At 61.3% G+C, this 13,465-nt stretch carries 13 protein-coding genes; 12 read left to right on the top strand and 1 reads right to left on the bottom strand.

The window, feature by feature from the left end; translation table 11 throughout:
* Positions 1-3 precede the first annotated feature (3 nt).
* From pstA to N3C12_04605, 5 genes are read left to right on the top strand one after another with little or no spacing between them, the layout of a single operon-like run.
* Positions 4-1,629 (top strand): phosphate ABC transporter permease PstA, encoded by a 1,626-nt coding sequence (gene pstA / locus N3C12_04625; protein MCX8071717.1) that lies wholly within the window; start codon positions 4-6, stop codon positions 1,627-1,629.
* 9 nt (positions 1,630-1,638) lie between these two features.
* A complete protein-coding gene (gene pstB, locus N3C12_04620; protein ID MCX8071716.1) occupies positions 1,639-2,511 on the top strand; it encodes a phosphate ABC transporter ATP-binding protein PstB in 873 nt (290 codons plus the stop codon).
* Between the two features lie 19 nt (positions 2,512-2,530).
* Entirely contained in the window at positions 2,531-3,220 is a 690-nt protein-coding gene (phoU, locus tag N3C12_04615) for a phosphate signaling complex protein PhoU (GenBank protein MCX8071715.1), read from the top strand.
* Positions 3,221-3,258: 38 nt separating this feature from the next.
* Positions 3,259-3,993, top strand: coding sequence for a response regulator transcription factor (locus tag N3C12_04610; protein MCX8071714.1), 735 nt, complete (start codon positions 3,259-3,261; stop codon positions 3,991-3,993).
* A gap of 55 nt (positions 3,994-4,048) precedes the next feature.
* Entirely contained in the window at positions 4,049-5,386 is a 1,338-nt protein-coding gene (locus N3C12_04605; GenBank protein ID MCX8071713.1) for an ATP-binding protein, read from the top strand.
* On the opposite strand, the gene N3C12_04600 is transcribed toward N3C12_04605, so the two are convergent.
* Positions 5,378-8,656, bottom strand: a complete 3,279-nt coding sequence (locus tag N3C12_04600; GenBank protein ID MCX8071712.1) for a hypothetical protein — start codon at positions 8,654-8,656, stop codon at positions 5,378-5,380. The two genes, N3C12_04605 and N3C12_04600, sit on opposite strands and share 9 nt — an antisense overlap.
* A gap of 231 nt (positions 8,657-8,887) precedes the next feature.
* Here N3C12_04600 and N3C12_04595 point away from each other — a divergent pair, with 231 nt between their 5' ends.
* From N3C12_04595 to N3C12_04565, 7 genes are all read left to right on the top strand, one after another.
* Positions 8,888-9,343, top strand: coding sequence for an Hsp20/alpha crystallin family protein (locus N3C12_04595; GenBank protein ID MCX8071711.1), 456 nt, complete (start codon positions 8,888-8,890; stop codon positions 9,341-9,343).
* A 34-nt stretch (positions 9,344-9,377) separates the two neighbouring features.
* Positions 9,378-9,779: an Hsp20/alpha crystallin family protein gene (locus N3C12_04590; protein MCX8071710.1), complete on the top strand. Its 402-nt coding sequence runs from the start codon at positions 9,378-9,380 to the stop codon at positions 9,777-9,779.
* A gap of 78 nt (positions 9,780-9,857) precedes the next feature.
* The gene (locus N3C12_04585) at positions 9,858-10,328 is read left to right on the top strand and encodes an Hsp20/alpha crystallin family protein (protein ID MCX8071709.1); all 471 of its coding nucleotides are present in this window, start codon (positions 9,858-9,860) and stop codon (positions 10,326-10,328) included.
* A gap of 117 nt (positions 10,329-10,445) precedes the next feature.
* Positions 10,446-11,288, top strand: coding sequence for an ATP-dependent Clp protease proteolytic subunit (locus tag N3C12_04580; protein MCX8071708.1), 843 nt, complete (start codon positions 10,446-10,448; stop codon positions 11,286-11,288).
* Positions 11,289-11,330: 42 nt separating this feature from the next.
* Positions 11,331-11,963: a MarC family protein gene (locus N3C12_04575; GenBank protein ID MCX8071707.1), complete on the top strand. Its 633-nt coding sequence runs from the start codon at positions 11,331-11,333 to the stop codon at positions 11,961-11,963.
* A 39-nt stretch (positions 11,964-12,002) separates the two neighbouring features.
* The gene (locus N3C12_04570) at positions 12,003-13,082 is read left to right on the top strand and encodes an HPF/RaiA family ribosome-associated protein (protein MCX8071706.1); all 1,080 of its coding nucleotides are present in this window, start codon (positions 12,003-12,005) and stop codon (positions 13,080-13,082) included.
* Between the two features lie 145 nt (positions 13,083-13,227).
* The coding region (locus N3C12_04565) for a phosphate-starvation-inducible PsiE family protein (protein MCX8071705.1) at positions 13,228-13,465 on the top strand (238 nt) is incomplete at its 3' end.

Here is a 13,465-nt window from a genome sequence, read left to right as displayed (position 1 = left end):
ACCATGAGCCCGATCGTTCGCCGTTTGTGGAAAACTGGAGATCCATTTGTCTGGCTAACCGCCGGGGCTCTGGCGACAGCCATCTTGATGATTGGCGGCCTGATTTTCTTGATTTGCACTCAGGCTCTAGGGGTGTTTTGGCCGCGGGCGGTGGCCAAAATCGAGCTTGCCGATGGCCGCGTGGTGGTGGGGCCGATCCGAGATGAAGAGATCATCCCTGACGCCGAAGGAGGTTTCGGAACTCGGAAGCGGCTCCTGGTGCAAGTCGGCAACCGCGATCTGTTCGGTGCCGATTTCCGTTGGCTCGATGGGGAGCAGGTGCGGAACATCGGGTACCCGGCCGAGCTCGTCACCCTGGAGCGCGAAGAATGGGGAAATTTCTATGGCTGGCTGGACGCGTTGCAGGTCGGAGGGGAAACCGTCGCGCAGGGAAGCGAGGCCACCTGGCATGCCTTGGTCGAGCGACTCCCAGCAGCGCGGAAACTGGCTGCGAGAATCCTTCGGCTCGAACGTAAAGAGATGGGCGACATTAACCAGTCGATCGAAGAGGAGCGGCTGCAACTGCGCCGCTTGGAGTACCGCGGCGCGCCTCCCTCTGCGATCGCGGCCGTGCATCGGCGGCTCGCCGAATTGCAGCAAGGTTATGAGCAGTTGCACAAGGAGCTCGAGGAGTTGCGGGCCGCTGTCGAGCGCGAGCGCGTGGTGCTGCGCGCGGCCGATGGCAAAACCAAGGAGTTACCGCTGGCGGTCATTGTCCGTGCCTACCGGGCAAACACGCCGTCGTTGGCAGGAAAGGTGAGGATCTACTTGAGCAAGCTGTGGGAATTTGTCAGCGGCGATCCGCGGGAATCGAACACTGAAGGTGGGGTGTTTCCGGCAATCTTTGGCACCGTACTCATGGTGCTCATCATGAGTGTGGCGGTAGTTCCGTTCGGCGTCCTCGCCGCTTTGTACCTCCGCGAGTACGCTCGCCCGGGCTCTTGGTTACGCCTCGTGCGCATTGCCGTGAACAATCTTGCTGGCGTGCCATCGATCGTGTTTGGAGTGTTCGGCTTGGGATTTTTCGTTTACTTCGTCGGCGGAACCATTGACTCCCTGTTTTACCCCGAACGATTGCCAGCGCCGACGTTTGGCACCGGAGGCATCCTGTGGGCGTCTCTGACGCTGGCGCTCCTCACCGTGCCGGTGGTCATCGTAGCAACCGAGGAGGGGCTAGCTGCGGTTCCGCGCGAGCTGCGCGAGGGTTCCTACGCGCTCGGGGCAACGAAATTTGAGACGATCAAGAACGTCGTCCTTCCAGCAGCCTTACCAGGGATACTCACCGGCCTAATCTTGGCGATGGCCCGCGGAGCGGGCGAAGTGGCACCCCTGATGATCACCGGAGTGGTCAAGCTCGCACCCACGCTACCGCTCGATACTCACTGGCCGTTTTTGCACTTGGAACGGAAGTTCATGCACCTTGGCTTCCACATTTACGATGTCGGTTTTCAGTCGCCCAACGTGGAAGCGGCGAAGCCTATGGTGTATGCAACCACGCTGTTACTGGTGGGAATCGTGATGATGCTGAATCTCACGGCCATCTTACTGCGCGCCCGGGTGCGCCGGCGGCTCTCCGGGGGCGTATTTTGAGGAAGCAAAATGACGCGGCCAGTTCCTAGCGCTCCGTTGACGTTGCCTTTCAGTTCGGCGTTGCGTGCGAGCAAGTCTGACATCGATGCGCTGGCCGAGCAACGCGTCGAAGAGCCCACTGCTCGCGATGCCGTATTGAGCATTCGCGATTTGGCTTTGAGTTACGATGGGCACCACTGGGTGCTGCAAGACATCAGCTTGGAGATTGCCCGACACCAAGTGACGGCATTTATCGGCCCCTCAGGGTGCGGGAAGTCCACGCTGCTCCGCTGCTTCAATCGCTTGAACGACTTAATCGACGGGGTGACCATCCGCGGCACGATCAAGCTCGACGGGGTGGATATTTACGATCCGCGGTTGGACGTAACCGCCCTGCGCAAGCGAGTGGGCATGGTGTTCCAAAAATCCAACCCATTTCCCAAGTCGATCTACGAAAACGTCGCCTACGGGCCACGGATTGCTGGGACGCGGAATCGCCGGCAACTGGACGAAATTGTCGAGCGGAGCTTGCAACAGGCCGCCTTGTGGGACGAGGTGAAGGACCGCTTGCATGAAAGCGCCCTAGGCCTCTCCGGTGGTCAACAGCAGCGCTTGTGCATCGCCCGCGCGTTGGCAGTAGAGCCGGAGGTGTTGTTGATGGACGAACCTTGTTCAGCCCTCGATCCGATCGCCACTGCAAAAATCGAGGCCCTGATCCACGAACTCAGGGGGCGCTATACGGTGGTCATCGTCACCCACAACATGCAACAGGCCGCCCGCGTTTCGGATTTCACCGCGTTTTTGTACATGGGCCGACTGGTAGAATACGGGCCCACGGCGCAGATTTTTACCAACCCCGAGCAAAAGGAGACTGAGGATTACATTACCGGCCGCTTCGGCTGAGCAGCGAAAGGGCGCAGAATTGGAACGGCGGACGCACACGGATCGTCACTTTGATGAGGAACTGCGGCAGCTTCACCACAAGTTGCTCGAGATGGGCGGGCTTGTGGAGAAACAAATTGCTAGCGCCACCGAGGCGCTGGTCCAGCGGGACGACGCGCTGGCCCGTGCTACGATCGAGCGCGATCACACAGTCAATCGGCTGGATGTCGAGATTGACGAACTATGCCTCCGCCTGCTCGCACTCCACCAGCCAGCCGCCCGCGATTTGCGCCTGATTACGACCGCGTTGAAAATCACCACCGACATGGAAAGGATCGGCGACATGGCGGTAAATATTTGCGAGCGCGCCTTGGAGCTGAATCAAGAGCCACCACTGAAGCCGTTTATCGACATTCCTCGAATGGTCGACATCGCTTTGGGAATGCTGCGCGAGTGCCTGAACGCGTTCGTGAACGAAGATGTCGACCTTGCGCTCAAGGTCTGCCGCGACGACGACCAAATCGACTCCATCACCCACCAAGTGTTTCGCGAGTTGTTGTCGTACATGGTCGAGGACCCGCATACGATCACCCGCGGGATTCGCCTGATGTTCGTGGCCAAATACATCGAGCGCATTGCCGACCACGCGACGAACATTGCAGAAATGGTGGTCTTCATGGTGCGCGGGAAAAGCATCCGCCATCTCGACATCGTGCCCCCTTCCGTATGATGAACGCAGCCTTGGGTTCTCTCCACACCACAGCGCTCATGGCCCCGACACCGCAAGGGCGGCGTGTCCTCGTCGTGGAAGATGACCCCGATATCTTGGAGCTCCTGCGGTTCAACTTGCAGCAGGAGGGATATGCGGTAACCACGGCCACCGACGGTGCGGCTGCGTTAGAGAAAGCCCGTAGGCAGACGCCGGATCTCGTCGTGCTCGACCTGGCTCTCCCCACTCTTCCCGGCCTGGAAGTTTGTCGCCGGTTGCGGGAAGACCCGGTGTTGCGGCGGGTGCCGGTGATTATGGTCACTGCCAAAGCGGATGAGGCTGACCGCATCGTTGGCTTGGAGCTCGGTGCCGACGATTACGTCACGAAGCCATTTAGCGTGCGCGAGCTGTTAGCCCGGGTACGCGCCGTGCTGCGGCGGAGCGGCGGCGCTGAGCCAGCACAGCGACCCGGTGAGGTGTATGAACGCGGGCGCTTGCGGGTCGATTTCGACCGTTACGAGGTGTTCGTGGAGGGGCGGCGGGTCGAACTGTCACGCAAGGAGTTCGAGCTTTTGCGCTTCTTCGTGCTTAATCCCAATCGTGTTTGGGATCGGCTGCAAATTCTCGACCTGGTGTGGGGCGAAGATACTCATGTGGAACCGCGCACCGTCGATGTCCATATTCGCCGCTTGCGCAAGCAAATCGAAATTGATGACAGCGACCCAAAGCTCATCGTGACTGTGCGAGGCGTTGGCTACAAATTCGATGAGCGGGCGTTGGATGAAAAGGCGTGAGCAAGACGGAATGGCGGCAAGCAGTTGACTTACGGCTGGCCGCCACGGAGCACTCATGTGGGGCACGCTCTGCGTCGTGCTGGTAAGCACGTGCATCCTTGCTGGTACTGTTGGCCTCTGGGTTGTTCGCCAACGCTTGCGCGAGCTTCGGGATACGATTGATGGCTTGTCCGAAGCTGGAGCAAAAACCGCTACCGGGATCATTCCAACCACGAGTGCGCTGTTCGGCGATGTCGAGCGTGCCGTGTTCGCGCTCGCCAACCGCTATCACCGTCGGTTCGCTCAAGCCGAAGAAGAACGCGCCCTTCTCGCCGCCACATTGAGCAGCATGCACGAAGGCGTGCTGGTCCTCGATGCTGAAGGTGAAGTGCGGCTCTGCAACGAAGAGGCTCAGCGTTGCTTCGGTGCGGGGGCGCCTTTGGTTGGAAAGCCGTTGGTCGCTGTTGCACGCCAACCCGAGCTGGTTGCCCTCGTGCGGCAGGCGAGTGCAACGCACAGCGCAGCCGAAGCGGAAATTCCCTTACCCAACGAGCGGGTGTTGCAAGTGCGGGTGGCACCGGTGGTACGGCCCACTGCCTCCGAAATGCTGCTGCTCGTGGTGGCCCGTGACGTTACGGAAACCAAACGGCTCGAGATGGCGCGGCGCGACTTTATTGCCAACGTCTCCCACGAACTTCGTACTCCGCTCACCTCGATCCGCGGGTATGCAGAAACGTTACTTGCAGGCGCATTGCAGAATCGCGAGCAAACCCGAGCGTTCCTGACTGTGATCGAGCGACATGCCGAGCGCTTGAGCCGCCTGGTCGACGACCTCTTGGTCTTGTCGAACCTTGAATTGGGCAAGGCGCCGTTGCAGATGGCTGCGGTAAATGCGGTCGACCTGGTGTCGCGGCTGCTGGAGGAGCTCGCCCCGCTGGCGCGTGCGAAGAACATCGAACTCCGCGCAGAACTTCCGTCGTACTTGCCGGCACTGATCGGCGACGCGGACAGGGTGGAGCAAGTGTTGGTGAACTTGGTCGACAACGCCATCAAGTACACCCCGGAAGGGGGGAGCGTCAGCGTACGCGCAACCCCCACAAACTTGGCTTGCGGCACGCATTTGCGCCCTCCGAATCCCGAGGGGAGTTGGATCGAACTTTGTGTGGCCGATACGGGCATCGGGATTCCAAGTCGCGATCTCCCACGGCTAACGGAGCGGTTTTATCGCGTCGATCGCGCCCGTTCGCGAGAATTGGGTGGCACCGGCCTCGGGCTCGCGATCGTCAAGCATATCTTGCAAGCACACGGCGGTGCGTTGCGCATTGAGAGCACCCTCGGGCAAGGGACGCGCGTGTATGCCTACTTCCCGGCCGAGCCCGTGCCCGTCAGCCCACAGGCAGCAGACTCACCATGAAAGGGCGTCCCCGCGTTCGAGCGCTTCCAAGTCATGTCGCGCTCGGGTGTAGCTGGGGTCGAACAGCAACACGTTCCGTAGTAGCGCAAGTGCTCCCGTCTGGTCGCCAGCGAGCGCTGTTCTCCGCGCTTGCATGTGCAAACTAAGAATCGTGTTGCGTTTCGCTTGTTCGGCGTTGCTGCGGGCGCGCGCCGCCGCCTGCGGCTGCCCGGATGCGTTGTACTGCGCGGCCAGGAAGCTCCACTGCTCCGGTGAGTCGGGATGGTAGTCGAGATAAATTTCCGTAAGCCGGATGGCTTCGTTCACCTGCCCGCTCGCTGCTGCAGCTTGTGCGGCGTCCCAATAAAGTTCGATGTCTCGCTCCTTCAGCGGCGAGGGCAGCAGCTCTTGCGCCTCTTTCCAGGCTTCGTTTGCCCACCCGAGTGCCAGGAGGATTCGCAGACGCAGCCGCCGCAACCGTAAGTCTTCTGGGCGGCGTTGGAGTCCCTTGTCTACTTGCGACAACGCGCGCGTGTGGTTTTGCGAGTCGTACTCTGCTTGCGCCAGCAGGTAACGCATGGCGTACGAATCCGGGAACGCGGACACAACCTGCCTGAGCTCCGTCACCAGGCGGTCGAGGGCTGCTGCACTTGCCTCCTGTTGCTCGAAATCCAGTTGGGCACGCACAGCACGGGCCAGTTCCTTGCCTCTGCCCTGCTGCTCTCTCTGGACCAGCGCCTCAGCCTGCGCGGCCGCTTCCCGTCGCAAGTAAGCCAATGCCAGCTCCGCCATGGCGGAACTATCCGCCTCAGGGAGCGAGCGGAGCCAAAACTCGGCAAGCTCTGAAGCGTGCGCATCGATCGCTTCCCAGTTCTCCGGCCCGGTGGGATCCGCGTACAAAGCGCGGGGGGCGGTGAGTTCGACGAACATATTGTCGTCGCTGTTGACTTTCGGAGCGCGCGCCGCCAGCGCGCGAATCGCGCCGGGCGTGAGGTAAAGAAGCGCCCGCACGTCTGCCTCATCGAATACACCAGCTCGTACCAAGTCCCGCCGCGCACCAGTGGGCAAGCTTTCCCAGGAGGGAAAAGCCGTGGGCTCAATCGGCTGCCGGCTCGCGACCAACAGGAGGTCAGTCTCTCCGTGCCCCGGAGCAAACCCGTAAACATGCGGGAACGTTTCCAGCAACGCTTGGAGCACAGCCGCCACCGCCTCTGGCGGCATGGCATACAGTTGTAGCCACTGCACCAATAGACCGTGCGGCCGCAGTGCACGCCCGGCCTGATGGAAGAATTCACGGGTGAACAAATTGGCCGGACCAGCCATCCACGGGTTCGACGGTTCGGAAAGAATCAAGTCGTAGGCTTCACGTTTCCCCGCAAGAAAGGCACGCGCGTCGTCGACAATCAAACGAACTGCGGGGTGCTCGAGCGGCCGGAGGTTGACGTGGTCGAACCAACGTGAGGCCGCAACCATGGCCGGCTCGATTTCGATGACGTCAATGCGCCGGGCACCGTACAACGTCGCGCTGCCTGCGGTGATGCCCGAGGCTAGGCCAACGATCGCGACATTCTGCGCGGCAGGGCGGAAGAAGTATCCGAGGTGGCCGAGCAACACTTGGGTAGGCAAGTCGCCGCGCGTACTCGCATCAGCCTTACCGTTTACCCGCAAACTCAACTCTCCGAGGATGCGATGGACGGACACGGTGGCATTCCAGCCGTCGTGGTAAAACAAGAGTTCCCCTTCTAACGGCCCGCGCAGCGCCACAGGGGCAACTCCGACGTCGATTTCCGCCAGCGGAAATCGGTAAACGCCACGGGTAAGCTCTTCAGGTTTCACGCGCGGGCCGGCCAGCCAAATACCCGCTACGAGTAGCGCAGCTGCGACGATGACCGCTGCGCGACGCCTTCCAACGTGGTCGCGCTGCCACACGGCGAGCACGCCCGCGAAGGCAGCAGTGAGGGACGAAAGAAGGCTGAGTGCGTTCTGCAGGCCCACCGCAGGCAACAATAAAAATCCGCCTGCAAAGGCTCCGAGGGCCGACCCGACCGTGTTCCACACATATGCTTGGCTCACCGACCAGCCGGCACTTTGTCCGGTACGCGCGATCAATGCCACCAGCAAGGGGAACAAGCTCCCGAGGATCGTCGTCGGTGGCAACATGGCCACGAGCGCGAGGAAGACAGTGCTCGTCATTGCCGCCTCGTACGTGCCTCCCAGGTAGACGAACGCCCAGGGAAACCAAGCCGGAAGCCAGAACAAGATCTTGAAGGTCGCAAGCGACGCCACACTGAGGGCCACGACGAGCACCGCGGCGACATAACCGGGACTTCGCAACGTGTCCGCCCGACGGCGCATCGCCCAACTGCCGAGCGCGATGCCGAGCAAAAAAGTTCCCAGCATCGTGCCGAAGGCGTAGCTGGACGACCCGAACACTGCCGCCAACGCCCGAGTCCAACACACCTCGTGCGCGAGGGCGACAAAGCCGATCCCGGCGTACACGGCGAGCAGCGGCCACAGGCGCGCCGGTAATTGTGCCGGTGCTGCCTTGGCCGCGAATTGCACACCAGGGTCAGAAGTAACGGGCGCTGCCGCTGGGCGCGTCGCACGTTCCCAGAGCAGCACGGCCACACCGAGCAGAAGATCCGTAAGCGCAGCCACGGTGTTGGCGCCAACGAGCCCGAAACGGGGCAGGAGGTAGAATGTCGCGGCGAACACGCCGGCAACAGCCCCAGCTGTGTTTGCCGCGTACAACAGGGCCGTCGTGCGGCCCACCCCGCCGGGGCCCCCGGCGGCGCTCACCGCCACGGGCAGCGTCGCTCCCATGGCCACCGTGGGAACGAGAAAGATGAGCTGGCTTGCGGCAAACCGTGTGGCTGCCGCAAGCCAGAAGTTCGTGTCTACAAGCCAACCGCCCATGGTTGCTGCGCCCTGCCGGCTCAGCCAAGGCACCGCCAAAGCGTACAACCCGACGATGATCTCGAGAGCAGCGTAAACCTGCAGCGCCCGTGAGGATCGGTTCGCGATGTTCCCGCCGAGCCACGCACCCGTCCCGAGGCCGAGCATGTAGGCCACGAGCACGGTACTGCTCGCGAGAGTCGTGGAGCCAAACGCCAAGCGGAGCTCGCGCATCCATACGACCTCGAGCGCAAGGCTCGCCGCGCCCGAAAAGGCGAGGCACAGGGCGAGCAACAGCGACACACGCGATTCCGCGATGGTCACCCGACGCGAGCGGCTGGCATTAGGAGCGGGGGAAAGACGCTTCGAGGAGGCGCTGCCTTTCATTTCGGGCATACGCCGCGTGCGGTTAACAGAGCCCGCAAGCGTGGGCCACGAGGCACCGCTCGGCATGGTTCAACCAACGCCCACGGGAGAAAATCCAGCCGCGGCACGTTTTCTTGAGTGTGAAGTCACGAGAGCGCCAGCATGGAACACGCCGGGCGCGCTTGACGTGGTCCAATTGGTGCTTACCTGCACTGCCGCTCGTTGCGAGCGAAATCAATCGAAGAGAAGGAGGGAACGGACATGGCACGTTGGGACCCATTCCAAGAAATCGAAGCATTACGGCGCGAGATCGATCGTGCCTTTGAAAGTGCGGGCTTGCGCTTCCCGTCGCTTTTGCGCACAGGCTTGTGGCCGGCGCGGGGAGAGCGCGGGTATCCGCCAGTAAACGTATACGAGGATAAGGATGCGTTTTACGTCGAGGTGCTCGTCCCGGGGGTCGACCCGAACTCGGTGACGATCACTGCTTTGCGCAACAGCGTGACGATAAGCGGCGAGAAACCGCGCACTGCCACCGGCAAGTCGGAAGCGATTCACCGCGAGGAGCGATCGTCGGGGAAGTTTTCCCGTCGGATCGAACTACCGGTCGAGGTCGACGAGGCCAAGGCCAAAGCGGAATATAAAAACGGTGTACTCCTAATCACCTTGCCGAAGGCCGAACAGGCCAAGCCCAAGGCGATTGCCGTACAGGTCGGGTGATGCCAGCGCGCAATTCAACAAGGAGGTGAAAACCATGGCAGAAAAGACCGTTGCAGCAACCACAGGGAGCGTGCAGCCAACGCCGAGCCGCGAAGCCACACGCGCTGAAGACCGTTACGTGGCTCCCGCTGTAGATATTTACGAAACGCCAGAAGAGCTCGTACTAGTGGCGGATCTACCGGGCGTGGGGAAGGACGACTTGGAGGTCCGTGTGGAAGAGGACGTCCTGACCATCCGCGGAACGCCGAGGCACGCAGCGCCGGGAGAGCCCGTGTGGCGCGAATTCGAATTGCCGAATTTCTTCCGGCAGTTCGAGTTGAGCGAAGTGATCGACCAAGAGAAAATCTCCGCTGACTTCAAGCACGGAGTGTTGACCTTGCATCTGCCCAAAGCGGAGAAGGCAAAACCGCGGAAGATCGAGGTGAAGGTCAGCTAAGGAACAGGCAGTGGGCAGCGCAGACTCCGCTGCCCACTGCGCTGGGCCCCGGACCCATGAACGGAGGAGGAGGGCATCATGGCAAACTGGCTGCCGGAAAAATGGCGCGAGACGCTCGGGCGCTTGTACGACGACGTGCAGCGAGCAATAACACGCTGGCGGCGCCGTCTTACTGGCGAGCTCGCTGTGGGTGGCGAAACCGTTGCGCTCCCCTCATGGGAGGGGTGGGGCCTTCCGGCTATTGAAGTGGCAGAATCCGCCGATGCCGTGGAAGTGACGGTCGAGCTTCCCGGGCTCAGCAAGGACGACTTTAGCCTGGAGGTCGTGGGCGACTACCTGGTCTTGCGCGGCGAGAAGAAGCGCGAGCGAGAGGAGAAACGCGAGGGCTATTGGTATTCCGAGTGCGCGTACGGCGCATTTACGCGGTGGATTCCCTTGCCAGTTCCGGTCGCTGCTGAGAAAGCCGAAGCCAAGTTTCGTCACGGCCGGTTGCACGTGAGACTGCCCAAGCGTGTCCCTGCGAAGAAGGTGCCGGTCGAATTCAAATAAACGACGGACAGGGCACGTACCGCAGTCGCAATTGGGGTGGCTAGTCGCGAGCGGCTCGTGTTAAGTAGCGCTGCCGCCGAGTGGCGGCACGGCAACGACAACACGAGCGGAGGCAACATGAGTTTTGGGGATCTATTTTGGTTGTTCTTCATTTTTTCGGCGCTACAGCCCGTACTGCGGCAGCGTTTGCTCGAAAACGCCCGGCAGCGCTTGATTGCGCGGATCGAGAAGCGGCGCGGTTCCCGCGTGATCCTGTTGGTTCACCGGCAAGAGACCATGAGCCTGCTGGGGTTTCCCGTGGTTCGTTACATCGACATCGAGGACGCTGAGGCAGTCATGCGGGCCTGTGAGCTCACCGACCCCGAGGTGCCCCTGGATATTGTTTTGCATACGCCCGGCGGGCTGGTGCTCGCCTCTCTGCAAATTGCCCGCGCGGTGCGGGAGCACAAAGGGAACGTGACCGTTTTTGTCCCCCACTACGCCATGTCCGGCGGCACTTTGATTGCGTTAGCGGCGGACGAAATCGTAATGTCGCCCCATGCGGTGCTGGGCCCGGTAGACCCTCAATTGGGACAGTATCCTGCGGCCTCGCTCCTGAAGGTGGTTCGGCAAAAGCCGGTAGCGGAAGTCGACGACCAAACGTTGATCCTCGCCGACGTTGCCGAAAAGGCCATTCATCAAGTGCGCGACGCCGTGGCCGAGCTCCTGACGCGCAGCCAAACCCCAGAAAATGCGCAACGCCTCGCGGAGCTGCTTTCCACTGGGACATGGACGCATGACTTCCCTATCACCGTGCAAAAGGCGCGCGAGCTGGGCCTCCCGGTGCGCAGCGATATCCCCACCGAGGTGTTAGAGCTGATGGAGTTATATCCACAACCGGTGCGTCGGGTGCCCTCGGTGGAATACCTCCCCGGCCCGCGTCGCGCTGTGGAACGCGGTGGCGGCGGCCGGGCGCATTAGCCGGAGTACGATCCGCGTGTTCTTTGACGATGGCCAGCGGCGATGGGTTGGCTTGAATACACGGTACTCGCGTTTACCACGCTCTTTGTCATCGTCGACCCTATTGCCGTTGTGCCAGCGTTTCTGGCGATGACCCCGGAGCAGACTCCGGAGGCCAGACTGCGCACGGCTCGCATCGCTTGCAGCGTGGCGGCAGCCGTTCTGGTGGTATTCACCCTCCTGGGCGAGAGCATTTTTCGCTATCTGCACGTGAGCCCTGGCGCATTTCAAATTGCTGGAAGCATTTTACTGCTGCGCATTGCGTTAGATATGTTGCATGGCCAGCGCTCGGCAGCACAGGAGACGAACGAAGAAGTTCTCGCTGGTGCTGCAAAAGAGGACATTGCGGTGAGCCCACTGGCGGTTCCGATGCTCGCCGGCCCAGGAGCAATTTCCACGTCCTTGATTTTGTTCCACCAGGCCGAGTCCGTGTGGCAGCGCGTGACCCTTTTTCTGGTCATCGGTCTAGTGGCGATTGCCAGCTACGGCATCTTTACCTTAGCAATCTACGGAATCCATCGGGTCAGCCCATTAGCTCTGAAGCTCATCAACCGGTTAATGGGGCTGCTGCTGGCCGCCGTTGCGGTTCAATTCGCACTCGACGGAGTGGCCCAAGTCGGCTGGTGTCGGACCTAAACTGGCGCGAGCATTCATTCGGAGGAGGTAGAGAACGTCATGAACGAACCGCAGGGAGCACAGGCGCAAGTTGTGCCGTTTACGTGGAATTTGGTGACCCGCGAGATGCACGGCCACCCGCTGCTGCGCAAGCAGTTGACCCGGCGCTTACAATCGTTGGAAAAACATTTGCGGGACTATCCGCCAGACGGGGTGCACCTGCACATCCTGTTGGAAAAAAACCCACACCGCACGTTGTACAATACCGCCCTCACGTTGCGCTTACCCAAGCACATCCTCCACACCGAAAAGAGCGCACGCGAGCCGATCTTGTCTCTCGATAAGGCATTCGACGCGTTAGTCCGCGAGGTCGAGCGGGTGAAAGGGCACCAGCGGAAGGAAGAAGAGTGGAAGCGGAAACTCCGCCGCCAGCGTCTACCGCTCCTTCGGGCCGGCAAATTTGCGCCAGAACCGTTGCCCGAGGGGGAAGGCCCACAAGAGCCACAGGCAGTGGTGGTCGATTTTCTCAAGCGGCACTACCGCCGCATGGTCGACCACGTGCGGCGCCACGTGCGGCACGACGAGTTCAGTGGGGAGTTGCCACCACACGCAGTAGACCCTCGTGGTGTCGTGGACACGGTGGTGCAAAAGGTGCTGGCTAAGTGGCGGGACAAGCCAGCATCAGTTGGTTGGCTTATTTGGGTGTACCGCTTGCTGCACGAGGAGTTGCGTCGCCGGCGGCGGTTTTTCCAACGCGCGGCTGCGGAGCGGGTGCCAGTGGATCAGGAGACCAAGCGGCCCGATGAAGAGGATCTTGCTGCCGGCTACGACGCGGAGCAGCCCTTGGACATTATCGTGCGCGAGTACGAGCCGGTGATTACCGAGCTCCGCGAGCTGGTGCCCGATCCGTTTGCTCCCAATCCCGAGGTGAGCGCGGAGCGCCGCGAGCTTTTGGAGGCTGTGCAGCATCTCGTGCAAACGTGGTCTCGCCCCGAGAAGGATGTTTTCGAACTCTACTTTGTCGAGGGCTTTAGCATTCCGGAGATCTCCATGGTCACCGGAATGGAGCCTCAGCGCGTGAAGGAACTTGTGGCCACGTTGCAAGAGCGACTGCGAGGTGCCTTGGCCGGGGTGCTGTAGGGTGCTTTCGCGAACGCTGGCTTGTCGCAAGGTTTTGCGGCAAACCAGCCAACTGTGACCCCGCCCCGCAGTCATCGCGGAACCGACGGCCCCGACCGTGCCAGCAGACGGGCGTCAGCACAGAGAGCCACGGAGGGTCCAGGCGATGGAATGGTGGCAGGATTTACGGGCGAGTTGGCAAGTCCAAAGCCTTTACCAGAGGTTCGAAACCGTGGTGGCCCTCGTGCTCACCGTGTTGGTGGCGTTGGTCATTGTCGTGGCCTTGTTTCGCCTCACGGTTGCGGTGGTCGGAAGCCTCTTGTTGCAAGCTTGGAATCCGCTCGATCATCGCGTGTTCCAAGCGGTGTTTGGCGATATCCTCACCCTGTCTCTTATACACATCT

The organism is Candidatus Binatia bacterium, assembly GCA_026415395.1.
In the GTDB taxonomy this organism is placed as follows: domain Bacteria; phylum Desulfobacterota; class Binatia; order HRBIN30; family HRBIN30; genus HRBIN30.
Note: the sequence above shows the minus strand (reverse complement) of the source record. Positions and strands in the feature narration are given on the sequence as shown.